The organism is Arthrobacter sp. Y3222053 (assembly GCF_059092805.1).
In genome coordinates, this window is record NZ_JBNHIA010000005.1 from 61,195 (window position 1) to 83,574 (window position 22,380).

The 22,380-nt window shown below is 70.6% G+C and carries 20 protein-coding genes and 1 tRNA gene; 10 read left to right on the top strand and 11 right to left on the bottom strand.

Going from position 1 to position 22,380, the window contains the following annotated elements; all coding sequences use genetic code 11:
- Positions 1 to 6 precede the first annotated feature (6 nt).
- The 3 genes from flgK to AC5RUW_RS13220 are packed head-to-tail and all read left to right on the top strand — an operon-like array spanning position 7 to position 2,698.
- Positions 7 to 1,407, top strand: a complete 1,401-nt coding sequence (gene flgK, locus AC5RUW_RS13210) for a flagellar hook-associated protein FlgK (RefSeq protein ID WP_494161123.1) — start codon at positions 7 to 9, stop codon at positions 1,405 to 1,407.
- Positions 1,408 to 1,412: 5 nt separating this feature from the next.
- Positions 1,413 to 2,309, top strand: a complete 897-nt coding sequence (gene flgL / locus AC5RUW_RS13215; protein ID WP_494161124.1) for a flagellar hook-associated protein FlgL — start codon at positions 1,413 to 1,415, stop codon at positions 2,307 to 2,309.
- Entirely contained in the window at positions 2,306 to 2,698 is a 393-nt protein-coding gene (locus AC5RUW_RS13220) for a flagellar assembly protein FliW (RefSeq protein ID WP_494008300.1), read from the top strand. Before flgL ends, AC5RUW_RS13220 begins: the two co-directional genes overlap by 4 nt.
- Positions 2,699 to 2,764: 66 nt before the next feature.
- Here AC5RUW_RS13220 and AC5RUW_RS13225 read toward each other — a convergent pair whose 3' ends face one another.
- From AC5RUW_RS13225 to AC5RUW_RS13255, 7 genes are all read right to left on the bottom strand, one after another.
- On the bottom strand, positions 2,765 to 3,607 hold the full coding sequence (locus tag AC5RUW_RS13225; RefSeq protein ID WP_494161125.1) for an aldo/keto reductase: 843 nt from the start codon (positions 3,605 to 3,607) through the stop codon (positions 2,765 to 2,767).
- 88 nt (positions 3,608 to 3,695) lie between these two features.
- Positions 3,696 to 4,151: a hypothetical protein gene (locus AC5RUW_RS13230; RefSeq protein ID WP_494008298.1), complete on the bottom strand. Its 456-nt coding sequence runs from the start codon at positions 4,149 to 4,151 to the stop codon at positions 3,696 to 3,698.
- Positions 4,152 to 4,154: 3 nt separating this feature from the next.
- Positions 4,155 to 4,856 carry a bacterial proteasome activator family protein gene (locus AC5RUW_RS13235; protein WP_494161126.1) on the bottom strand — a complete coding sequence of 234 codons (702 nt, stop codon included), beginning with the start codon at positions 4,854 to 4,856 and terminating at the stop codon, positions 4,155 to 4,157.
- A 44-nt stretch (positions 4,857 to 4,900) separates the two neighbouring features.
- Positions 4,901 to 5,164, bottom strand: a complete 264-nt coding sequence (locus AC5RUW_RS13240; protein ID WP_494161127.1) for a hypothetical protein — start codon at positions 5,162 to 5,164, stop codon at positions 4,901 to 4,903.
- Between the two features lie 106 nt (positions 5,165 to 5,270).
- Positions 5,271 to 5,480, bottom strand: coding sequence for a YbdD/YjiX family protein (locus AC5RUW_RS13245; protein ID WP_494161128.1), 210 nt, complete (start codon positions 5,478 to 5,480; stop codon positions 5,271 to 5,273).
- A complete protein-coding gene (locus AC5RUW_RS13250) occupies positions 5,480 to 7,765 on the bottom strand; it encodes a carbon starvation CstA family protein (protein ID WP_494161129.1) in 2,286 nt (761 codons plus the stop codon). Before AC5RUW_RS13250 ends, AC5RUW_RS13245 begins: the two co-directional genes overlap by 1 nt.
- A 188-nt stretch (positions 7,766 to 7,953) precedes the next feature.
- Entirely contained in the window at positions 7,954 to 8,931 is a 978-nt protein-coding gene (locus tag AC5RUW_RS13255; RefSeq protein ID WP_494161130.1) for an NAD(P)H-quinone oxidoreductase, read from the bottom strand.
- Between the two features lie 61 nt (positions 8,932 to 8,992).
- On the opposite strand from AC5RUW_RS13255, the gene AC5RUW_RS13260 reads away from it, so the two are divergent.
- Both AC5RUW_RS13260 and AC5RUW_RS13265 read left to right on the top strand, forming a co-directional pair.
- Positions 8,993 to 9,083: transfer RNA gene (locus AC5RUW_RS13260), tRNA-Ser, on the top strand.
- Between the two features lie 217 nt (positions 9,084 to 9,300).
- Entirely contained in the window at positions 9,301 to 9,891 is a 591-nt protein-coding gene (locus tag AC5RUW_RS13265; RefSeq protein ID WP_494161131.1) for a septum formation family protein, read from the top strand.
- 109 nt (positions 9,892 to 10,000) lie between these two features.
- Here AC5RUW_RS13265 and galK read toward each other — a convergent pair whose 3' ends face one another.
- Complete coding sequence (gene galK / locus AC5RUW_RS13270) at positions 10,001 to 11,188, bottom strand: galactokinase (protein ID WP_494161132.1); 1,188 nt, start codon at positions 11,186 to 11,188, stop codon at positions 10,001 to 10,003.
- Complete coding sequence (galT, locus tag AC5RUW_RS13275; protein ID WP_494161133.1) at positions 11,185 to 12,321, bottom strand: galactose-1-phosphate uridylyltransferase; 1,137 nt, start codon at positions 12,319 to 12,321, stop codon at positions 11,185 to 11,187. The genes galK and galT overlap by 4 nt, the downstream gene beginning before the upstream one ends.
- 252 nt (positions 12,322 to 12,573) lie before the next feature.
- On the opposite strand from galT, the gene AC5RUW_RS13280 reads away from it, so the two are divergent.
- The 3 genes from AC5RUW_RS13280 (at position 12,574) to AC5RUW_RS13290 (ending at position 18,065) form a co-directional block, all read left to right on the top strand.
- Positions 12,574 to 17,046, top strand: coding sequence for an ExeM/NucH family extracellular endonuclease (locus tag AC5RUW_RS13280; RefSeq protein ID WP_494161134.1), 4,473 nt, complete (start codon positions 12,574 to 12,576; stop codon positions 17,044 to 17,046).
- Positions 17,047 to 17,191: 145 nt separating this feature from the next.
- The gene (locus AC5RUW_RS13285; RefSeq protein WP_494161135.1) at positions 17,192 to 17,503 is read left to right on the top strand and encodes a MerR family DNA-binding transcriptional regulator; all 312 of its coding nucleotides are present in this window, start codon (positions 17,192 to 17,194) and stop codon (positions 17,501 to 17,503) included.
- A complete protein-coding gene (locus AC5RUW_RS13290; protein ID WP_494161136.1) occupies positions 17,403 to 18,065 on the top strand; it encodes a hypothetical protein in 663 nt (220 codons plus the stop codon). The genes AC5RUW_RS13285 and AC5RUW_RS13290 overlap by 101 nt, the downstream gene beginning before the upstream one ends.
- 10 nt (positions 18,066 to 18,075) lie before the next feature.
- Here AC5RUW_RS13290 and AC5RUW_RS13295 read toward each other — a convergent pair whose 3' ends face one another.
- Together AC5RUW_RS13295 and AC5RUW_RS13300 are read right to left on the bottom strand one after the other, a co-directional pair.
- Positions 18,076 to 18,459, bottom strand: coding sequence for a VOC family protein (locus AC5RUW_RS13295; RefSeq protein WP_494161137.1), 384 nt, complete (start codon positions 18,457 to 18,459; stop codon positions 18,076 to 18,078).
- 155 nt (positions 18,460 to 18,614) lie between these two features.
- Complete coding sequence (locus AC5RUW_RS13300) at positions 18,615 to 19,772, bottom strand: glutamate--cysteine ligase (protein ID WP_494161138.1); 1,158 nt, start codon at positions 19,770 to 19,772, stop codon at positions 18,615 to 18,617.
- 239 nt (positions 19,773 to 20,011) lie between these two features.
- Between AC5RUW_RS13300 and fmdA the strand changes: the two genes are divergently transcribed.
- Together fmdA and AC5RUW_RS13310 are read left to right on the top strand one after the other, a co-directional pair.
- Positions 20,012 to 21,427, top strand: a complete 1,416-nt coding sequence (gene fmdA, locus AC5RUW_RS13305) for a formamidase (RefSeq protein WP_494161139.1) — start codon at positions 20,012 to 20,014, stop codon at positions 21,425 to 21,427.
- Positions 21,420 to 22,313, top strand: a complete 894-nt coding sequence (locus AC5RUW_RS13310) for an alpha/beta fold hydrolase (protein ID WP_494161140.1) — start codon at positions 21,420 to 21,422, stop codon at positions 22,311 to 22,313. Before fmdA ends, AC5RUW_RS13310 begins: the two co-directional genes overlap by 8 nt.
- The last annotated feature ends 67 nt before the right edge of the window (positions 22,314 to 22,380 follow it).

The window sequence follows — 22,380 nt, forward strand, 5'->3', positions numbered from 1 at the left end:
TCCTTCATGAGCACCTTCAGCGGCCTCAACTCGGCCTACTCCGGACTCGTCGCAGCACGTCGGGGCTTGGACGTCGTGGGCCAGAACGTCGCCAACGTGAACACCCCCGGCTACACCCGGCAGCGGGTGACGACGTCGGCCGCCCCGGCACTGGCCCAAGTCGGCCGTTTCCCCGCCGGCATCTCGGTGGGTCAGGGCGTCGGGGTGGACGGCATCGCCCGCCTGGGCAGCCTGCAGCTGGATACCAGGGTCCGCTCCACCGCAGCGGTTGCGGGCTTCACGGCGGTCCGCGCCAATGCCTTTGCCGCCCTGGAGCAGAGCCTCAAGGAGCCGGGCAAGAACGGCCTCTCCGCCTCGCTGCAGGAATTCTCCGCCGCCTGGCAGGGCGTCGTCAGCAAGCCCGGCGACAACACCTCCGCCGCCGTCGTCATCGACCAGGCCCAGGAACTGGCGGTCAAGCTGCGCACCGGGTACGACGACGTGGCCGCCCAGTGGAACTCCCTGCACGCAGACCTGCAGGACATGACAAGTGAACTGAACGCCGCCGCCGGGCAGGTGGCCGACCTGAACGCGCAGATCCGCTCGACCCTGGCCGCCGGCGGCAACGCCAACGAGCTGCTGGACCAGCGCAGCGCCGCCATCACCACGCTGTCCGCCCTGTCCGGCGCCACCGTCCGCGAATCCCGCGACGGCATGGTGGACGTCCTCGTGGACGGCAACGCGCTGGTATCCGGAGACTCGGCCCGCCGCCTCGAGGTCTCCGGGGACCGCACCATGGGCGCCGGCACCGGACCGGTGGTCACCTGGTCCCACCGCGGCGACGGGCTGGATGCCCGCGCCGCCGTGGGCGGGGAAATGGGCGGAGCGGTCTCCATGCTGGCCTCCTCCCGCGCCGGCGGCGGACTGGCCGCGGCCGCTGAGTCCTACAACGCCGTCGCCCGCGGGCTCGCCGATTCGGTCAACGACCTGCACCGCACCGGCCACACCACCGAGGGCAACACCGGCCTCGCCTTCTTCAGCTACGATCCCGCCGACCCAGCCCGCTCGCTCGCCGTGGTGCCGGACGACGCCTCCGGCATCGCCGCCGGCGCGGCAGGCAAGGGCGCCCTGGACACCTCGGTGGCCGATGCAATCTCCAAGCTGGACAGCGCGGACAAGCTCTGGGCGTCGTTCGTCACCTCCACCGGTACTGCCACCCGCACCGAACTGCAGCAGGCCAACCTGGCCTCGGTGGCCGCCGTCGGTGCCCAGGACGCACAGCTGGCGAACGCCTCCGTGGACCTGGACGAGGAAAACGTCAATCTGCTGGCCTACCAGCACGCCTATCAGGGTGCGGCCCGGGTCATGACCGCCATCGACGAGATGCTGGACACCCTGATCAACCGCACCGGAATCGTCGGAAGGTAAGGCCCGTGATCACCCGCACCACCAACGCCACGATGGCGCGCAGCGCCCAGGCGAACCTGCAGGCGAACCTCTCACGCCTGGCCAAGCTGCAGGAGCAGGCCACCACCTCGGCGGCCATCACCCGCCCCTCGGACAACCCCACCGGCACCGCGGATGCCATGAAGGTGCGCGCCGAGATCCGCGCCAACGCGCAGCACAAGGCGAACATTTCCGACGCCGGCGGCTGGCTGGTTACCGCGGACCAGGCCCTGGCGAACACGACCGACATCCTGCGCCGGGTCAAGGACCTCGCGGTGACCGCCGGCGGCGCTGCCCTGAGCCCGGCCGACCGGGGCGCCATTGCCACGGAGATCGAGGGCCTGAAGCAGGACCTTCTGGGCCAGGCGAACACCACGTATCTGGGCCGCACCGTCTTCGCCGGCAACTCCGACGCCGGCCATGCCTTCACCGCCGACTCATACGCCTACACCGGGGCCACCGAGGCCGACAAGCACGGACCGGTCGAGCGCCGCGTCGACGTGCACACCAGTGTCCGCGTGGACGTGGACGGAACCACGGTCTTCGGGGAGGGCGACTCCTCGGTCTTCAAGCTGCTCGATGACCTGGCGGCGGACCTGCGCGGCAACGGCACCGGCGCTGCCCTCTCCCCCGACCTTGACGCCCGCATCAACGCCGTGCTGACCGTCCACACCGAGGTCGGCGTCCGGCATGCCCGCACGCTGAGCGCCGAGGAGCAGAACATGGAGCAGGCCGTGGCGCTGGAGACCCGCCGCTCGGGCATCGAGGACCTCGACACCGCCAAGGTGATCATGGACCTCAAGCTCCAGGAAGTGGCCTATCAGTCGGCCCTGGCCGTCACGGCCCGGGTGCTGCAGCCGACCCTGATGGACTTCCTGCGATGAGCCAGCCGCTGACCTTCGTTACGCCTCCTCCGGGCCTGGAGCCGCAGGTGCACTATCTGCTGGAGGAGGTCGACGGCGCCGTCGGCCTGTTCTCGCTCGTGCCCCGGGAGCCGGGCAGCGGCGTTTCCCGGCTGTTCCTGCTCGACGCCGGCGCGTACCTGCCCGGCTACGCGCCGCGGATTTCCGACGAGCAGCAGCGCATGCTGGGCCTGCGGGAACCCTCCGAGGCATGGGTTCTGGTGGTCGCCAACCCGGCACTGTCCGGTACCACCGTGAACCTGCTGGCGCCGATCGTGCTGAACTCCTCCACGGGGCAGTGCGCCCAGCTCATCCTGGAAGGCCAGGACTGGCCGCTGCGCGCGTCCCTCGAGGACTTCGCAGCCGCCTGACGGAACCCCGCCTGCGAGGGAACGGCACATGGCCGCCAGGTCCTGCGGCTGCCCGCGGCGGTCCGCCTACTGGAAGTCGGAGACCGCGGGGTCGGCGGCGATACGGCCCTCCGGGCCCTTGTCCATCACGGTGATCGCTTGGACGTCCTCATCGGAGAGGGTCAGGTCCAGCGCCTTCCAGTTCTCGGCGATGCGGGACTCGGTGACCGACTTGGGGATCACGATGTTCCCCAGCGCCAGGTGCCAGGCGAGGACGACCTGGGCGGGGGTCGCGCCGTCGTACTTGGCGGCGATCTCCTTCAGCTGCGGGTCCTCGAGCAGGCCCTCACCGGAGCCCAGCGGGGACCAGGACTCGTGCAGGATGTTGTGTTCCGCCTCAAAGGCGCGCAGGTCCGCCTGGTTGAAGTACGGGTGGGTTTCCACCTGGTTCAGCACCGGGGTGACGCCGGTTTCGTCGATCAGCTCCTGCAGGGCTTCCTTGGTGAAGTTGCAGACGCCGATGGACTTCACCCGGCCGCGCTTCTGCAGCTCGATCATCGCCTTCCACGTGTCGACGTACTTGCCCTGCTTCGGCTGCAGCCAGTGGATCAGGTACAGGTCCAGGGTCTCCAGGCCCAGCCGCTCCATGGACGCCTCGAAGGCGGCGATCGTGGACTCGTAGCCCTGGTCCGCGTTCCAGACCTTGGTGGTGATGAACAGCTCGTCGCGGTCCAGGCCGGACGCGGCGATCGCCCGGCCCACGCCCTCCTCGTTCCCGTAGATGCGGGCGGTGTCGATGTGCCGGTAGCCGACCTTGAAGGCCTTGCCGACGACCTCCTCGGCGACCTTGTCCTCCACCCGCCACACGCCGTAGCCGAGCTGGGGGATGGTGTTGCCGTCGTTGAGGGTCACGAATGGTGATGTTGTCATGGGACCCATCCTTGCAGCAGCCGATGGCCGGCCAGGGCCATGCCGGCCGTTGTTTGCTCCCCGCGAACGATCGTCCGTTCCCGCGGGCTCAGGAGGCGGCGGACAGCAGCGCTTCGGCCTCTTCGACGTCCCGGACGACCAGCGCCGCCCGACGCCGCACGTTCTCCAGGCCCGCGGAGGCAATGCCCCACCGCTCGCCCTCCAGCCGGGACATGGCGGCCGCCTCGGCGGTCGCGGCGAGCGAATTGCCGCTGCGGGACAGGGCCCGGTGCACGCTGATCAGCGCCCCGGGGATGTCCTGGCCGTCGCTGGGGTGCAGCTTCTGCGCCTGGGCGCAGGCCTGCCGGACCCGGGGCAACAGGTCCGAAAGAGTGTTGGCCACCAGCGCCAGCTCGTTGTACAGGGCGTCGTCCTCCACCCCTTCGAGCATCTGGTGATACCGGTCCAGGCCTCGGGTGAAACGGTCGTGGGCACGCCGCCACACTCCCCGCCCGAGTTCGACGTCGTCCTTCCGCCCCCTCCGGGCGGCTGCAAACAGTGCCATGACCTAAAGGTACTGGCCGGGGCCGGACTGGGGTTCGGCGCTGCGGGCCGCGCGGGGCTGCTGTCCGGGTCCGCCTGCGCGGCGGGGTTCGCCGTCCTCGCCGACAATGACGCCCGGGGCCAGCACGGTGCCCGGCGGCAGCTGGCGCAGCTGCAGGCGGGAGGCGAGTTGCTGGTTGGCTGTCTGCTGCGCGGCGATGGCGGTCTGGATACCGCGGAAGAGGCCTTCCAGCCAGCCGACCAGCTGGGCCTGGGCGATCCGCAGCTCGGCGTCGGTGGGGACCGTGTCATCGAGGAAGGGCAGGTTGATGCGCTGCAGTTCGCTGACCAGTTCAGGGGCCAGTCCATCCTTCAACTCCTTGAGGGAGCGCTCATGGATCTCGGCCAGCCGGTTCCGGGCCGCGTCGTCCAGCGGAGCGTTCCGCACCTCTTCCAGCAGCTGCTTGATCATGGTGCCGATCCGCATGACCTTGGCGGGTTCGTCCACCAGGTCCTTGAGCCTGGCCGGTCCGCCATCGCGGGACCCGCCGGCTTCCGGGACCACGGCGCCGTCGCCGGCCTCCGCGACCGGCCCGTTCCCGCCGGCGCCCTCCGGCCCGCCCGGCTCCCCCGTCCCGGAGACCGACGTCGGGTCCCGGGGCGCGTCAGCCGCGGCGTCGGCGGGAACCGGCCCGGTGGACGAGGCGGATTCGGTCTGGTCACTCATGACTTAATGCTCTCATGCAGGGGGCAGAGGCCGGGATGCCGCGGTCAGTTTTCGAGCTCTTCTTCGCGGTTGCGCGCATACTCTCCGTCCGGGCTGAGCCCGGCGACCTGCTGCCCGGCGTTCAGCTGGCCGGCGGTGTAGTGCCGGTCGTCGAACTCCGGGCCGGCCACCTGGTCCTCCTCGGGGCGGTTGATGTCCTGGGCGAGGTGGTCATCCTCTGCGCCCAAGTCTTCGTGGGGGACGCTGATGTCGTCCAGCAGGTGCTCGTCGGAGGGCAGCTCGTTGTCGTCTTTGCGGAAGATTCCCATCAGTCAAGGAAAGCAGCCGCTGCATGGCGGATGTCAAGGCCGGGTTACGAACGCCGAAGGGCGGCACCCCGGTGTGGGACGCCGCCCTTCGCCTGCCTGCCGCCGGTCAGCAGCAGCGTCCGCCCGGGTTCGCGTCCTGCCGGTCGAACCGGTCCTTCCAGAACTCACGCTCGCTCATGGGAGCCGCTCCGCAGCCGGTGGCCTCGTGATGCGCCCGGTACTTGCGGTAGGCGTCCTCACCCATGACGTCGCGGAAGAACCGCACGAATCCGCGCAGTCCGCCCAGGATCCCGGACGGAGCGGTGCCGCCGGCCATCAATGCCCCGCTCCCGCCGTCCTGCGCTGCTCCTCGGGCAGCGTGCCCCACTGAGCCATGATTTCCTTCTCCACCGGGGTGGCGAAGAATCCCGCCGGCGCGAACATCCGGGAGGCCACCGGCGGCGTTTCCGCGCTCGGCGCCCCGCCGGAGCGGTAGGACCGGATGCTGGCCAGGATGGCGGTGATGATCACGATGATGGCCAGCGTCACGAACACGATGGACAGGGTGCCCTGGACGAAGGTGTTGCGGACCACCGCCTCCATCGCCTCCACGCTCTTGGCGGTGCCGAAGCTCGTCTCCCCCCGCTCCAGCGCCGCCTTGAAGGCGTTGTGCTGCGCCCAGTACCCCACCGCCGGCACCGGCGAGAAGATCTTGTACATCGATGCCGTGATGGTCACCACCGCGGCGAAGGCCAGCGGCAGGCCCACGATCCACAGCCATTTGAAGGCGTTCTTCTTCGCCAGGATCGCCAGGCAGACGGCCAGGGCGATGGCGGCCAGCAGCTGGTTGGCGATGCCGAACAACGGGAAGAACGTGTTGATGCCGCCCAGCGGGTCGGTGACGCCCAGGATCAGGATCGATCCCCAGCCTGCCACCATCACCGCCGTGCAGATCCAGGCTCCGGTCCGCCAGCCGGTGTCCCGGAACTTCGGCACGAAGTTGCCGATGGAATCCTGCAGCATGAAGCGGGCGACGCGGGTGCCGGCGTCGACCGCGGTCAGGATGAACAGCGCCTCGAACATGATGGCGAAGTGGTACCAGAAGGCCATCATGGCCGGGCCGCCGATGAAGCTCTGCATGATGTACGCCAGGCCGACGGCGAGTGTGGGCGCGCCGCCGGTGCGCGAGACCACCGACTCCTCGCCGACGTCGGAGGCCAAGGAGGTGAGCATGTCCGGGGTCAGGTTCACTCCGGCCAGGCCCAGCGAGTTCACGAAGGCGACGGCGCCCTCCACGGTGCCGCCGGTGGCTGCGGCGGAGGAGTTCATCGCGAAGTAGATGCCGCGGTCGATCGAGATGGCGGCGACCAGGGCCATGATCGCCACGAAGGACTCCATGAGCATGCCGCCGTAGCCGATGAACCGGGTCTGGCGTTCCTTTTCGATCATCTTCGGCGTCGTGCCCGAGGAGATCAGGGCGTGGAAGCCGGACAGGGCGCCGCACGCGATGGTGACGAACAGGAACGGGAAGAGCGGGCCGGCGACCACCGGTCCGTCGTCGCGCGAGGCGAACTCGCTCACCGCGGGCACGGCGATCTCCGGCCGGACCACGATGATGGCCACGGCGAGCATGACGATGGTGCCGATCTTCATGAACGTGGAGAGGTAGTCCCGCGGAGCCAGCAGCAGCCAGACGGGCAGGACGGCGGCAATGAAGCCGTAGATGATGATGCCCCAGGCGATGGTGGTCCGGTCCAGGGTGAAGAACTCGGCCAGCGGGGACTCGGCGATCCAGCCGCCGCCGATGATGGCGGCCATCAGCAGCACGAAGCCGATGATGGACACCTCGGTGACCTTGCCCGGCCGCAGGTAGCGCAGGTACACGCCCATGAACAGGGCGATGGGAATGGTCATCGCCACGGAGAAGACGCCCCACGGGCTTTCGCCGAGGGCGTTGACGACGACCAGGGCCAGGATCGCGACGATGATGATCATGATGGCCAGGGTGGCCAGCAGGGCGGCGGTGCCGCCGATGACGCCGAGCTCCTCGCGGGCCATCTGGCCCAGGGAACGGCCGCCGCGGCGCATCGAGAAGAACATCACCAGGTAGTCCTGGACGGCACCGGCGAGGACCACGCCGACGATGATCCAGATGGTGCCCGGCAGGTACCCCATCTGCGCGGCGAGCACGGGCCCGACCAGGGGCCCGGCACCGGCGATGGCGGCGAAGTGGTGGCCGTAGAGGACGCGGCGGTCGGTGGCTGCGAAGTCCTTGCCGTCGGCGTTGTACTCGGCGGGAGTGGCACGCCGGTCATCGGGCTTCAGGAGCTTGCGCTCAATCAGCTTCGAGTAGAAGCGGTAGCCGATGAGGTAGGTGCAGACGGCGGCAAAGACGAACCAGATGGCGTTGACCGTCTCGCCGCGGACGATCGCCAGCATGGTCCAGCTGATCCCGCCGAGCAGGGCAATGCCCGTCCAGAGGGCAATTTTCCCCGGAGTCCAGCGTTTGGCGGCGGCCTCGGCCTCGGGGTCGACGGCCACCGGGGGCAGGTTCGGGTCCTGTTCCAGGACGGCGGCGTCGCCGGCGGCTGCACCGTCGCGGCGCCGTTGCTTCGCGCTCATGTTTTCCCCTTTGGTATGCGTCCTGCGGCCCAGTGGAGGCCGCGGTGATGGGCAGGGACCGGCCCTGCCCATCAGACGCTAGCATCGGGAATGTGACGTACGGCATAGGAGGCGCCCGCGTCGCGCGCCGGGTTGGATCCGAAGCGGTCCGCCGACGTCGCCCTCCGGCACCGGGGCGCCGCCCGCCGCTAGACGGTGAGGAGGATTTTGCCCTTGTGCTCGCCCGAGTCGAAGTACTCATGGGCGGCGGCTGCCTCGGCCAGCGGGAACGTCCGGTCCACCAGGGCGCGGACCTGCCCTGCCTCCACCAGCGGCCACACGCTGCGCTGCAGGGCGGCCATGATGGCGCTCTTCTCCTCCACCGGCCGCGAGCGCAGGGTCGTGCCGATGATCCCGGCCCGCTTGCGCATCAGGGCGTTGAGGTCGAGCTCGGCGCGGGTGCCGCCCTGCAGCCCGATGACCACCAGGCGCCCGCCGGTGGCCAGGGCGTCGAGGTTCCGCTGCAGGTACTTGGCGCCGACGACGTCGAGGATGGCGTCGGCCCCGTGTCCGCCGGTGGCTTCCCGGACCGCGTCCACGAAGTCCTGTTCGCGGTAGTTGATCAGCGTTTCGGCGCCCAGCTCCGCGGCCAGGGCCAGTTTCACCGCCGAGCCTGCGGTCGCCATGGGCACCGCGCCGAAGGCGGCGACCATCTGGATGGCCATGGTGCCGATGCCGCCGGCCGCCCCGTGGATGAGTACGAAGTCTCCGGGCTGGACGTCCGCCTCCATGAAGAGGTTGGAATAGACGGTGGCCGCCGTCTCGGGCAGTGCCGCCGCCGTCACCAGGTCCACGCCCTCCGGCACCGACAGCACCTGCCCCGCCGGGACCGCAACCTTCTCGGCGTACCCGCCGCCGGCCAGCAGGGCCACGACCTCCTGGCCGACCTGCAGCTGGGACACTCCGTCCCCCACGGCGCCGATGCGCCCGGAAACCTCCAGGCCGGGATAGGGGCTGGCTCCCGGGGGCACCGGGTAGTTGCCCTGCCGCTGGAGCACATCGGCGCGGTTCAGGCCCGCCGCCGCGACCTCGATGACCACTTCACCCGGCTGGGGAACCGGATCGGCCGCCTCCGTGAGCTGCAGGTTTCCGGGTCCTCCGGGGGCGGTGATTCCGATGGCTTTCATGCTTCTCCTCGGGCGCTGATAGATTTTGGCCGGCCGTGGCTATCTGCCAGACTACTAGTGGGGAAGGTTGTCCGAGCGGCCGATGGAGCTGGTCTTGAAAACCAGTGGGCGGTAACCCCGTCTCAAGGGTTCGAATCCCTTACCTTCCGCCAGTCACGACGGCGCCCCCGCCTCAGCGCGGGGGCGCCGTTTCGTTTAACCGGCAGGCAGCCCGCATTCATTCAATTGCATGGAATTCTTGGTTCCTGCTTTCCCGGCATGCAACATAAGGGGACTGCCGAAATATTCCGGTAGGGTATTCGGGTGGTTTGAGGCCCATTGTTGGGGGTACCGGCCACTAAAGCGAACCACTTCCTGAGGAGAAATTAAATGAATCCGTCCGCATCCCGAGCCGTCCGGGCACGGAACCTGATTCTTACCGCAATGCTGGCCGGCCTGCTGTCCAGCTGCGCCGTCGCTCCCGGCACCGGAGACGAGGACGCCTCGGCGCCGGAGACTGCCGCAGCTGCTTCCGCCGAACCCGCCGCCGTCGAGGACGACGACGCCGAGGAGACCGTCGAAGCCGTTGACCCGGAGGTCGTGCACTCCACCGAGCTCAACGTCGGTGACTGCATTCTGGATGAAACGACCGGAGAGGAAATCGGCGACGTCGACCTCGTTCCGTGCGACCAGCCGCACACTGCCGAGGTTTTCGCCGCCTATGACATGGATCCGGGCGCCTACCCGGGCGAAGAAGCCGTTACGGCTGCCGGCGAGGAGTTCTGCGCCAACGAACTCACCGGGTACATCGGGGAAAACTTCGAATCGCCCACCGCCCCGGATCTGTCCGATATCTCCATCGCCTACATGACTCCCACGCCCGAGTCCTGGAATTTCGGCGGTGACCGCGAAATCCTCTGCTACCTGACCACCTCCTCCGGTGCGACGACCACAGGATCGCTGCGCGGCGCCCTGAACTGATCCCCGCCGCTTCACAGCACGACGGCGCTCCGGCTTCGGCCGGGGCGCCGTCGTGCTGTGCCCACAGATGACAGCGGCTCCCTTGGGGGCGGAAGCGGTTGAGGGCAGTTCAGGCCCGGCCGGCGCCGTCTGCGGGCAGCACGGAGAACAGCGCAGGTGCCGCGAAGCCGTGTGCGGCGAACTCAGCCTGCACCGCGGCCGCAACCACGTCCACCGCCTCCTCCTCGAGCAGGGCGATGGCGGAGCCGCCAAATCCACCGCCGGTCATCCGGGCGCCGAGGGCGCCGCCGGCGAGCGCGGCGTCGACGGCGGCATCCAGCTCCGGGCACGACACCTCATACAGGTCGCGCAGGGACCGGTGGCTGTCGGTAAGCAGGGGGCCGACGTCGCGGATCCGCCCCTCCTGCAGCGCCCGGACGGCCGCCAGGACGCGCTCGTTCTCGGCCAGGACGTGCTGCACCCGCGCCGCAGTGGTGGAATCCAGCCGGGACAGGTCCGCTTCCGCGGGCAGCTGCCGCAGTGAGGGCACCCCGAAGGCCGCCGCTGCGGCGTCGCAGGCGGCCCGGCGGGCCCCGTAGCCGCCGTCAGTATGCGAGTGCGAGATCCGGGTGTCAATGACCAGGACCGTCAGGCCCTGCTCGGCGAGCGGCAGCGGAACGGCCTGCCCGGACAGGGTCTGGCAGTCGAGGAAGAGCGCACGGCCGCGGCTGCCCATCAGCGAGGCGGACTGGTCCATGATGCCGGTGGGGGCGCCCACGAAGTCGTTCTCCGCCCGCTGGGTGAGCCGGACAAGTTCGGGTGCGGACAGGTCCAGGCCCAGCAGCTCGTTCAGCGCGACGGCGGCCGCCACCTCCACGGCGTGCGAGGAGGACAGCCCGGCGCCAACGGGGACGGTGGAGTCCAGCAGCAGGTCGAAGCCGGGCACCTGGTGGCCGGCGGCCTGCAGGGCGTGCACGACGCCGGCCGGATAGGCGCCCCATCCGGGGACCGTGCCCGGGGCCAGCGCGGCGGGATCGAAGCTGCTGCGGGAGAGGCCGGAGCGGTCAGGGGAATAGGTGGAGGCGAGCCGCACCGTGCCACCGTCCGGACGCAGCCGCACTGCGGCCAGCACCGAGCGGTCAATCGCGAACGGCAGCACGAAGCCGTCGTTGTAGTCCGTGTGCTCGCCGATGAGGTTGACGCGGCCGGGCGCGCGCCAGAGGCCGTCGGGGGCGGTGCCGTATTCCTCGGTGAAGGCGCCGGCCAGGCGGGAGCGGCGGAGGTGTCCGGCGTCGGCCGCCGGGTGTGAGGCGGTCATCGGGCTGCCTCCCGCAGGCGCGCCGCGGCCTTCTCTGCGGGTACGTCGTTGATGAAGGCGCCCATCGCGGTCTCGGACCCGGCCAGGAACTTCAGCTTGTCCTCGGCGCGGCGCGGGCTGGTCAGCTGCAGGTGCAGCCAGCCGGCTTCGCGGTCCGCGCCGTTGACCGGGGCCTGGTGCCAGGCCGCGATGTACGGGGTCGGCGTCGGATACAGCCGGTCCAGCCGGGCGAGCAGGTCCGGATAGAGGACCGCGAGCTCGTCCCGCTCGGCGGCCGACAGGGCCGCCAGGTCCGGCACCTGCCGGTGCGGCACCAGGTGGACCTCCAGCGGCCAGCGGGCGGCGTAAGGCACGTAGGCGGAAAAGTGCCCACCCTGCAGGACCATCCGGTCGCCGGCCTCGCTCTCGCTGCGCAGCAGTTCGCCCATCAGCGGGCGTCCGGTGTCCGCCAGGTGCCGCCGCGACCGCTCCGCCAGGCGCGCCGCGTACGGGGCAGGGTACGGATAGGCGTAGATCTGGCCGTGCGGGTGATGCAGGGTCACCCCGATGTCCTGCCCGCGGTTCTCGAACGGAAACACGTGGCGGATGCCCGGCAGCGCGGAGAGGGACTCCGTGCGCTGCGCCCAGGCCTCCACCACGGTCCGGGCCCGGTCCGCGCCCAGCCGGGCGAAGGACCCGTGGTGGTCGGAGGTAAAGACCACCACTTCGCAGCGCCCGACGGCGGGAGCCGGAACGCCCCACAGGCTCCGGCCGGCGTCGTCGTCCGCCGCTTCGGGCAGCTCCCCCAGATCCGGGCCGAGCGAGGGGAAGCGGTTCTCGAACACCACGACGTCGAAGTCCGAGGCCGGGATCTCGGTCTGCCGGCCGTCGCGGGAGGGGCAGAGCGGGCACTGGTCCGCCGGGGGCAGGTAGGTGCGGGCCTGGCGGTGCGCAGCGACGGCCACCCACTCGCCCGTGAGCCGGTCGAAGCGCAGCTCCCCGCCGCCCGCCCGCGGATCCAGCGCCCGTGGGTCTTCAATGTGGTCAACGGGAGCGTGGCCGGGATCGGTGAAGAACAGCGCCTGCCGCCCGTCGGCGAGGCGGTGGGAACGGACCTCGTGCCGGCTGCCGGCCTGTCCTGCTGTTGTGTGCACTGCCTCTCCACCGCTCCCGGGTCGCCGGCCGCGCTCCTGCCGGCACGGCCGCAAACGGCCGCCCCGGCCGCCTGCGGCCAGTATCCCACGCCCGAAAGCGGCCCCGCTGCCGCCCTCCGTTCCCCCGCCGGACATCTGCGTGTAACGAGTGTCACCTACTATCCGTACTATTCCCTTTGCAACACCACTCGTATCCTGCCGCACACCGCGGCAACGCAACCGCGGTCCGGGGACCGCTGAGGAGCATGAGGCATGAGACCTTCATCCTGGAAGGCTGTCCTGGGCACCGCCCTGTCGGCGGGCCTGCTCGCCGCGCCGCTGGCGGCGGTGCCGGCCGCCGCGGCCGAGCCGGCGGACGGCGTCATCATCAATGAGGCGTATCTGAGCGGAGGCAGCGCCAACGCTCCGTTCACCCACAAGTTCGTCGAGCTGCACAACCCCACCGACGCTCCGGTCAGCCTTGACGGCTGGTCGCTGCAGTACCGGGCGGCGGGCACGACGGCGGCCCCCACCGGCGTCGCCCGGCTGTCCGGCAGCATCGAGCCCGGCGGCTACTACCTGGTCCAGGGTGCGAGCAACGGCTCCAACGGCGTCCCGCTGCCGGCCGCCGACGCGACCATCGGTGCCAGCTTCTCGGGCAGCGCCGGAACGCTCGTGCTTGCCAGCCAGCCCACGGCGGTGAATCCGCTGCCCACCGGCTCGGTGACCGCCCGGCCCGGCGTGGTGGACCTGCTGGGCTACGGCACCTCCAACACCTTCGAGACAGCGGCCGCCGGCGTGCCCTCCGGCAACTCCGACCCGAGGTCGCTGAACCGCACCGGCGCCGTGGACTCGGACAACAACGCCGCCGACTTCACGCTGAGCAGCACGGTGACACCGACCAACACCGCCGGCGCCGGCACCGAGCCTGAACCGGAGCCGGAACCCACGCCCACGCCCACGCCGACTGAACCGGCCGACGTCGTCGCCATCGCCGACATCCAGGGCACCGGCGAGGCCAGTGCCCTGGTCGGCGCCCAGGCCACGACCCGGGGCAAGGTCACCGCCGTGTACCCGACCGGCGGCTTCAACGGGTACTACATCCAGACACCGGGCACCGGGGGCGACCTGGGCCCGGACCATGCCGCCTCGCACGGCCTGTTCATCTTCTCCGCCGCCACGGCGGGGCAGGTCGCCGTCGGCGACTACGTCCAGGTGAGCGGCACCGTCGGCGAGTACTACGGGCTGACCCAACTCACCGTCGCCGCAGGCGGCATGAGCAAGCTCACCGAGCCCGCTCCCGAAGTCAAGCCGGCAGCCGTTAGCTGGCCGGCTGAAGAAGCCCAGCGCGAAGCCCTCGAAGGCATGCTGCTGGCGCCGCAGGGCGAGTTCACCGTCACCGACAACTACACGCTGAACCAGTACGCGGAGATCGGGCTCGCCGCCGGAACCGACCCGCTGGTCCAGCCCACCGCCGTCGCGCCCGTCGGATCGCCCGAGCACGCCGCCGTGGTCGCCGCCAACGCGGCGAAGGCCGTCAAGCTCGACGACGGGGCCTCCACCAACTTCCTGTCCGCCGCCAACCAGGGCAAGCCGCTGCCCTACCTGACGACGGAGGATCCGCTGCGCATCGGCGCGGCCGCCACCTTCACCACGAGCGTGATCCTGGACTACCGCAACAGCGCCTGGAAGTTCCAGCCGCTGACCGAGCTCACGCCCGCCAATGCCGCGGCCGTGCAGCCGGCGGTGTTCGAGGACACCCGCACCGCGGCGCCGCAGAGCGTGGGCGGGAACCTGAAGCTCGCCTCGTTCAACGTGCTCAACTACTTCAGCACCACCGGAGACCAGCTCGCCGGCTGCACCTACTACAACGACCGCGCCGGCACCCCGGTGACCGTCCGCGGCGGCTGCGATGCGCGCGGCGCGGCGAACGAGGCCAGCCTTGAACGCCAGCAGGCCAAGATCGTGTCCGCGATCAACGCGCTCGGGGCCGACGTCGTCGGGCTGATGGAGATCGAAAACTCCGCCGCGCTCGGCAAGGACCGCGATGCGGCACTGGCCCACCTCACGGCGGCCCTGAACGAGGCCGCCCCCGGGACCTGGGACTACGTCCGTTCACCGGCGGACCTGCCGGACGATGAGGACGTCATCCGCACGGCCTTCATTTACCGCACGGCCGCCGCCGAGCCCGTGGGCGAGTCCGTCATCCTCAACGACGAATCCGTGTTCTCCAACGCCCGCGAGCCGCTGGCCCAGGCCTTCAAGCCCGCCGGTGGGGCGGACAGCGAGAGCTTCGTGGCGATCGCGAACCACTTCAAGTCCAAAGGCTCGGCTCCGGACTCGGGCGAGAACGCCGACACCGGGCAGGGCGGCTGGAACGCCGACCGGGTGCGGCAGGCGCGCGCCGTCGCCGACTTCGCCGACTCGGTGGCGGCCGACGCCGGCACCGAGCGGGTTTTCCTGCTGGGCGACTTCAACTCCTACGCCGCCGAGGATCCGATGCAGGTGTTCACCGACGCCGGCTACGTCAACCTGGGCCAGGGCACCGGCAAGCACTCCTACGCCTTCGGCGGCATGGTCGGCTCCCTGGACCATGTGCTGGCGTCACCGGCGGCCGCCGAGGACGTCACCGGCACCGACATCTGGAACATCAACTCGGTGGAGCCGCTGGCCCTGGAGTACAGCCGGTACAACTACAACGTCACCGATTTCCACGCCCCAAATCCCTACCGGTCCTCTGACCACGATCCGATCCTCGTCGGCCTGGACCTGAGCCCGGCCGAGGCGGAGACCACCGAGCTGAACCTGCTGAACATCAACGATTTCCACGGGCGGATCGACGCGAACACCGTGAACTTCGCGGGCACGGTCGAACAGCTCAAGGCCGCCTCGCCCGAGGGCAGCTCGCTGTTCCTCTCGGCCGGCGACAACATCGGCGCGTCCCTCTTCGCCTCCTCGGTGCAGCAGGACCAGCCGACCCTCGACGTGCTGAACGCGCTCGGGCTGCGCGCCTCCGCGGTGGGCAACCACGAATTCGACGGCGGCTTCGCCGACCTGACCGACAGGGTCGTGCCGGCGTCGGACTTCAGCTACCTCGGCGCGAACGTGTACCGGAAGGGTACGGACACCCCGGCCCTGCCCGAGTACACGATCCTGGACGTCAACGGCGTCGACGTCGCCGTGATCGGCGCCGTGACTGAGGAGACCGGGGCCCTGGTCAGCCCCGGCGGCATCGCCGACCTGGAGTTCGGGGACCCGGTGGAGGCAGTCAACCGGGTGGCGGAGCAGCTGGCCGCCGACGGCCTGGCCGACGTCATCATCGCCGAGTACCACGAGGGTGCCGGCGCGGGCACCCCCGACGGCGCCACCCTGGAAGAGGAGGTCGCCGGCGGCGGCGCCTTCGCCGGGATCGTCACCGAAACCAGCCCGCTCGTCGACGCGATCTACACCGGCCACACGCACAAGCAGTACGCGTGGGACGCCCCGGTGCCCGGTGCGGACGGCAAGACCCGCCCGGTGGTCCAGACCGGCTCCTACGGTGAGTTCATCGGGCAGATCCGCCTCGAGTACAACGAAGAGACCGATGAGGTCCTCTCCTACACCGCGGGCAACGTGGCACGGACCGCGGCACCCGCCGCGGAACTGGTCGCCGCCTACCCGGCGGTGGCCGAGGTCCAGCGCATCGTCGACGCCGCCCTGGCCTACGCGGCCGAGGTGGGGAACCAGCCGATCGGCTCGGTGACCGCCGACATCACCACCGCCTTCAACGGCGGCAACCGCGACGACCGCAGCGCCGAGTCCACCCTGGGCAACCTGGTGGCCGACTCGCTGCTGGCCTCGCTGGCCGCACCGGAGCGCGGCGCCGCCGAAATCGGCGTCACCAACCCCGGCGGACTGCGCGCCGAGCTCTACTACGGCGAGGACGGCGTCATCACCTACGCCGAGGCCAACGCGGTGCTTCCGTTCGTCAACAACCTCTGGACCACCACGCTCACCGGGGCGCAGGTCAAGACGATGCTGGAGCAGCAGTGGCAGCCCGAAGGGAGCTCCCGGCCCTTCCTGGCCCTGGGCCTGTCCGACAACGTGACCTACACCTTCGATCCGGACCAGCCAGCCGGCTCCCGAATCCAGACGGTCACCGTCAACGGCGAGCCGCTGGACACCGGCCGCTCCTACCGGATCGGCACGTTCAGCTTCCTGGCCCAGGGCGGGGACAACTTCACCGTCTTCCGCGAGGGAACCGACGTCCGCGACACCGGGCTGATCGACCGGGACGCGTGGATCAGCTACCTGCAGGCCAACAGCCCGGTCTCCCCGGACTTCGCGCGCCAGGGCGTGCAGGTCCAGGGCGCCCCGACGGCGCTCACCGCCGGTGCATCCAGCACCTTCTCGGTGGGCCGGCTCGACCTGACCTCGCTCGGCAGCCCGGCCAACACCTCGCTGGCGGCCAGCTTCGTCGACGCCGCGGGAACCACCAGGGCGCTGGGCAGCACGCCGGTCACGGCCGGCAGCGCCACCGTCACGCTCACCCTGCCGGCGTCGACGGCGGCCGGTGCGGGGACCCTGGTCCTGACGGCCGACCCGTCGGGCACCACGGTGAGCCTGCCGGTGACCGTGGAACAGGCCGAGCAGCCCGGACCGGTCTGCCTAGCTCCGTCCAAGCCGCGGCACTGGTGGGACGTGATCGGCTGGCTCCGCTACGCCATTGACTACGCCCGCTATCTGGTCTGCGTCAGCGGCCGGTAGTCCAGGCAGTGACGGTGCCGCCGGAAGCCCTGCTTCCGGCGGCACCGTCAGGTTAAGGGCGTCGTTTGACCCTCCCGCAGGGGGAGGCCGCAGTATCGACATCAGCGGCAGCCATGCCGGCGGAACCAGCAGGAGGAACAGACAGATGATGGGTGTGGGAGAGTTCGCCCAGGCCACCGGCCTCACCGTCAAGGCACTTCACCTCTACGACGAACGCGGCATCCTGAAGCCGGCCGAGGTGGACCCGCAGTCCGGCTACCGCCGCTATGCCGCCGCCCAGCTGCGCGAAGGGCTGCTGCTGAAGGCGCTGCGCGACGTCGGCGTTCCGCTGGGCGAACTTGCCGGCAACGACGTACGTGAGGCCTTCACCGGGCTTCTCGCGCGCCCGGCTGGCGGACATCCAGGCCGAGCGGCGCAGCCAGGACGCGGCAGCTGCAGCAGCCCGGACCCTGTATGAACGCCTCACGACGCCGCTGCCGGTGGAACAGCGCCGTGCCGCCGCGCAGCCCTACGCCGCCGCCGTCCTCCGCGTTCCGGAATCGGACGAGGACCCCGACATCCTGGACGAGGCGGTCGGCGGCGTGCTCACCGAACTGTGGGAGCGGCTTGACGCCGAGGACAACCCGCCCACCGGCCCCTTCTGGCTCTCGTTCGGCGGGCCGGGCCGGGCCGGCCGGCCGGGCGCCGACCGGTTCCTCACCTGCTGCTGGCCCGTGGCCCGGGAACCGGAGGGCAGGAACTGGGCGGGCGGGTCGGAGCTGGCCGGTATCGGGGCCCTCCTCGCTCCCGGCACGCTTCCCGACCGCGATGAGCTGTTCCTGCGTTGGCCTCCCGCGGGCGTGGATGCCGCTGCCGGCGGCGCCGAGGACCCGGCCGGGCCGCACCCGGCCCTGGCCGCCCTGCTCGAGGCGGTGGAAGCGCGCGAGGACATCGACCCCGGCCGGCTCCGCCAGGTCACCTTCATGGGTGCCGACGGCGGACCGGGAGGCGTGGAGCTGTCGTACTCCCTGGCAGGCTGACCGTCCCGCCTTAGGAAGCCGCCGGGCTGCTCAAGTCCACGAAGGTGCCGTCCGGGCAGCGCAGGTGGGAGACCACCTGCCCCCAGGGCATCTCCTCCGGTTCCTGCAGCGGTGTCGCCCCGGCGGCGACCGCCTGCCGGAAGGCCGCCGGCACGTCGTCCACCGTCAGCGCCACCTCGCAGGACATTGCGGCGGAGGCTCCTGCTGCAAGGCCTTCGGGCAGATGCCTCTCCCCCGTGCTGTACGAGGCAAAGGCGAGCGCTGTGTCCCCGGTTTGCAGTTCGCCGTAGTCGGCGCCCATGGCCACCCGGGTGGTGAGTCCGAAGGCGCGTTCCATGAACCGCACCGACTGCTCCGCGTCCTCGACGTAGAGAATTGTCTTGGCCAGGCGCATGTGGCTTCCCCTTTCGCAGGTGTCGACTCAGTCAGCAGGGTAGGGCCCGGATCGTCCGTGGTCCACGGTGCGCGGGCCGGGTATGCACACACACACAACAGCTTGCCGCCGCGCCGCGGCTCGGTGCCCCTTTCAGGCTCCGCCGTCGTGCGCCCCTATGCCGCACCCGGCTGGAGGGGCGCCGGATCGATCTCGTGTGTGGCGCGGACGGCATCCTCGAGCACGTCGGCGGGGTCCTCCCGCCGGCCGTGGGCGGCCAGCTGCCGCACTGCGCCGGTGCCGTCTCGCAGGATCCCGGCCACAATCGCTTCAACGGCGGTGTCCTCCGCCCATTCAGCCAGCACGGGCCGGACTTCGTCCAGCAGCTGCGCCACCACGTCGCCCGCCGGCGCCGGGCGCCCGGTGGAAGGGCTGATCAGCTGCCCGCCGACGCCGGCGCGGCTCGCCTGCCAGGACCAGATCTGCAGTTCGGCCGCGCTGACGGCCAGCGGATCGGAGCCGGAGCGCCAGGCCCGGATGGCTGTTTCCACCAGCCCGCGGACCAGCCCGGCAATGCCTGCCGCATGCCCGGCGTCCATGCACACGTCGGCTATCCGCACCTCCAGCGTGGGCACGTGCCGGGACAGGCGCGCATCGAAGTACATCATGCCCTTGTCCAGCGGCACGGCAGAGGCCATGAGCAGCTCGACGTGCCGGTCGTAAGCCGCGGGTGAGCCGAACAGCGGCGGCGGGCCCGCAGTCGGCCAGCGGCTCCAGGCCTGGTAGCGGTAGCTGCTGTAGCCGGAGTCGCGGCCGTTCCAGAACGGGGAGTTGCCGCTGAGCGCCAGCAGCACCGGCAGCCAATGGCGGATCCGGTCGAGTGCCGCGATGCCCTCATCCTGCGAGCTGATCCCCACATGCACATGGAACCCGCAGGTCAGCTGTTCCTGAAGCAGCAGGCCGAAACGCTCCTGCATCCGACGATAGCGCTGGTGCGGAACCAGGTGCGGGCGCAGGATCCCGGGGGCCGTGGCTACCGCCACGGTCCGGGCACCCACCAGGGCGGCGGCGGCATCGGCGAGCGCACGGCCCCTGCGGATGGAGTCCAGCTGTGCGGCCAGGCTGATCTGCGGCGGGCCGGCAATTTCGATCTGTTCCTGCTGCACTTCCAGCGTCAGATCGAAGCCCTCTGCCCCGGGACCGGCAACGGCGGCGTGCACCGCCTCCTGAGCCACGGGGACCGGCTCATAGCTGCGGGCGTCGACAAGGAGCAGTTCCTCCTCGACGCCGAAGGTACGGATCGGGGAGTCCGAAAACGGTGGATAAGCAGGCATGGCGGGGCCTCCCAGGGGGACCGGTGAGCTGCCTTCTGAACTCAGGGCCCGAGCTTAGCACCGGCGTGCCCGGGCCGGCCGCCTGTCCCGGGCACGCCGCTTCGGGATATGGTAAGCACACTGATAATTCAGGTACGGCGCTGCGGCCCCCCACCGCCGGCGTCCCTCCGGGACACCCGTCCCGGCGCCTGCCCGCCGACCATCGACAGCAGCCAGCGAGCCAGCATCAGGAGCAGCCGATGCCCGAGACCCTGTTTCCCCTCGACAACTCCAAACCGTTCCGGGACCAGGACCGGCCCGGCCACAACCGGTGGCATCCAGGCATTCCCCCGGTGGCCACCGTCCGGCCCGGCGAAACGTTCCGGGTCGACTGCCGGGAGTGGTTCGACGGGCACATCCGCAACGACGACTCCGCCGACGATGTGCTCACCGCACCGTTCCACACCGGGCACCAGCTCAGCGGCCCCTTCGAAGTCGCCGGCGCCAAACCCGGGGACCTGCTGGTGGTTGACATTGTCGACGTCGGCCCGATCTCGGAAGGCGCGCCGGGCCGCCTGGCGGGCGAGGGCTGGGGCTACACCGGCATCTTTCCCCGCACCAACGGCGGCGGGCTGCTGACCGAGCGGTTCCCCGACGCCTACAAGGCCGTCTGGGACTTCCGGGACGGAGCGGCCGTTTCCCGCCACATTCCCGAGGTGCGGCTGCAGTCGAAGATCCATCCCGGTGTGATGGGCACCGCCCCCTCGGAGCAGCTGCTGCGCCGCTGGAACCGGCGGGAGGCCGCGCTCACCGCCCGGAACCCGCTGCGGGTGCCGCCGCTGGCGCTGCCCCCGCTGGCCGAAGGCGCGCTGCTCGGCGGGACGCCGCGCGAGCGAGCCGCAGCGGTCTCCGTCACCGCCGCCCAGACCGCGCCGCCCAGGGAGAACGGCGGCAACCAGGACATCAAGAACCTCACCCGCGGCACCCGCATCTTCTATCCGGTGTACGTGGACGGGGGCATGCTCTCGGTCGGCGACCTGCACTACTGCCAGGGCGACGGCGAGGTCACCCTCTGCGGGGCGATCGAGATGGGCGGCTGGATCGACCTGCACGTCGACGTCATTCCGTCCGGAATGCGCACCTACCACCTCGAGGACTCCCCCGCCTTCCTGCCCGGGGATCCGGAGCCGCGCTACGAGGAGTGGATCTCCTTCTCCGGCATCTCCGTCACCGGGCACGGCCGGCAGAAGTACCTCGATGCCCGGCTGGCCTACCAGCAGGCCTGCCTGCACGCCATCGACTACCTGACCAGCTTCGGTTACTCCCCCGAGCAGGCCTATCTGCTGCTGGGCGCGGCACCGGTCGAGGGGCGGCTCTCCGGGGTGGTGGACTTCCCCAACGCCTGCGCCACCGTCTACATCCCGACGGCGATCTTCGACTTCGACGTCCGCCCCTCCGCCGCAGCGCCCCACCAGGTCCGGCAGGAGACACCGCTGCCGCACGCACCGGCGTCGGCCCTGCCGCGGGAGAACACGCTGCGGGCGGTGCCCGTCAACAAGCGCGCGCTGCTGCCGGACACCGCCCAGCTGCGCGACTATCTCACCGGAACCGCCCGGCGGCTGCTGCCCGCGGCCGGCTTCCCCCGCCTCATCGGAAGAAAGGCCCGCCATGACTGATCCCGCGTCCCTGCCTCAAGAGGTTCCCCTGCATCCCAGCGAACGACGACGGCGCGTCGCCGGCCCTGGGGCCGACCTGGCCGTCTTCGAATACGGTCCCGACCCGGGCCCGGACGTACCGGAGGTGCTCCTGGTGCACGGCTATCCGGACGACCACACCATGTGGGGCCCGGTGATCCACGAACTGGCCGCCGACCACCACGTCATCAGCTACGACACGCGCAACGCCGGAGACTCCCGGACCACCGGGACGGAACTGGCAGCGTTCCGGCTGCCGCTGCTCGTGGAGGACCTCTACGCCGTCCTGGACGCCGCGGCCGCCGGTCCGGTGCACCTGGTCGGCCACGACTGGGGCTCCATCCAGGGCTGGGCCGCCGCCCGGGACCCGCGCGCACCCGGCCGGTTGCTGGACTACACCAGCATCTCCGGCCCGGACCTGCTGCACTTCCGGCGCTGGTTTGCGCAGCGGCTGCGGACACCCAGGGGCTGGCCCGACGCCCTCCAGCAGGCCCTGCGCAGCTCCTACGTCGCCGGTTTCCAGATCCCGGGGCTGCCTGAACTGCTCTTTTCGGCTCTCGGGGCGCGGCTGTACGAGCGGTTTTCCGGGCGGCCGGTCCGCCGCAACCCGCAGCGCGGGCTGGCCCTGTACCGGGCGAACATGGCCGGCGCTCCCACAGATGCCGTGCGGGACGCGCCCGTCCAGGTTCCGGTGCACGTGGTGGTTCCGCTGCGGGATCCGTTCCTGTCGCCCCGGCTGAACCAGGGCGTCATGGACTTCGCGCCGCTGGCCCGCTTCACGGCGGTCGACGCCGGCCACTGGTGGCCTGCGACCCATGCACCGGAACTGGCCGGCATGATCCGCGTCGCATCCGCACTGGCAGAATAGATACCAGGCCTGGAGGCGCACCCCGCCTCCCTGCTCACCGGGGGGATGAGTTCAGTGGGAATGCCGC

What these genes read in the sequence shown, in the direction of transcription:
- flgK (WP_494161123.1), top strand. Translation starts at nt 7, where the DNA reads ATGAGCACCTTCAGCGGCCTCAACTCGGCCTACTCCGGACTCGTCGCA.
- AC5RUW_RS13220 (WP_494008300.1), top strand. Translation starts at nt 2,306, where the DNA reads ATGAGCCAGCCGCTGACCTTCGTTACGCCTCCTCCGGGCCTGGAGCCG.
- AC5RUW_RS13225 (WP_494161125.1), bottom strand. Translation starts at nt 3,607, where the DNA reads ATGACAACATCACCATTCGTGACCCTCAACGACGGCAACACCATCCCC.
- AC5RUW_RS13230 (WP_494008298.1), bottom strand. Translation starts at nt 4,151, where the DNA reads ATGGCACTGTTTGCAGCCGCCCGGAGGGGGCGGAAGGACGACGTCGAA.
- AC5RUW_RS13235 (WP_494161126.1), bottom strand. Translation starts at nt 4,856, where the DNA reads ATGAGTGACCAGACCGAATCCGCCTCGTCCACCGGGCCGGTTCCCGCC.
- AC5RUW_RS13240 (WP_494161127.1), bottom strand. Translation starts at nt 5,164, where the DNA reads ATGGGAATCTTCCGCAAAGACGACAACGAGCTGCCCTCCGACGAGCAC.
- AC5RUW_RS13245 (WP_494161128.1), bottom strand. Translation starts at nt 5,480, where the DNA reads ATGGCCGGCGGCACCGCTCCGTCCGGGATCCTGGGCGGACTGCGCGGA.
- AC5RUW_RS13250 (WP_494161129.1), bottom strand. Translation starts at nt 7,765, where the DNA reads ATGAGCGCGAAGCAACGGCGCCGCGACGGTGCAGCCGCCGGCGACGCC.
- AC5RUW_RS13255 (WP_494161130.1), bottom strand. Translation starts at nt 8,931, where the DNA reads ATGAAAGCCATCGGAATCACCGCCCCCGGAGGACCCGGAAACCTGCAG.
- AC5RUW_RS13265 (WP_494161131.1), top strand. Translation starts at nt 9,301, where the DNA reads ATGAATCCGTCCGCATCCCGAGCCGTCCGGGCACGGAACCTGATTCTT.
- galK (WP_494161132.1), bottom strand. Translation starts at nt 11,188, where the DNA reads ATGACCGCCTCACACCCGGCGGCCGACGCCGGACACCTCCGCCGCTCC.
- AC5RUW_RS13280 (WP_494161134.1), top strand. Translation starts at nt 12,574, where the DNA reads ATGAGACCTTCATCCTGGAAGGCTGTCCTGGGCACCGCCCTGTCGGCG.
- AC5RUW_RS13285 (WP_494161135.1), top strand. Translation starts at nt 17,192, where the DNA reads ATGATGGGTGTGGGAGAGTTCGCCCAGGCCACCGGCCTCACCGTCAAG.
- AC5RUW_RS13295 (WP_494161137.1), bottom strand. Translation starts at nt 18,459, where the DNA reads ATGCGCCTGGCCAAGACAATTCTCTACGTCGAGGACGCGGAGCAGTCG.
- AC5RUW_RS13300 (WP_494161138.1), bottom strand. Translation starts at nt 19,772, where the DNA reads ATGCCTGCTTATCCACCGTTTTCGGACTCCCCGATCCGTACCTTCGGC.
- fmdA (WP_494161139.1), top strand. Translation starts at nt 20,012, where the DNA reads ATGCCCGAGACCCTGTTTCCCCTCGACAACTCCAAACCGTTCCGGGAC.
- AC5RUW_RS13310 (WP_494161140.1), top strand. Translation starts at nt 21,420, where the DNA reads ATGACTGATCCCGCGTCCCTGCCTCAAGAGGTTCCCCTGCATCCCAGC.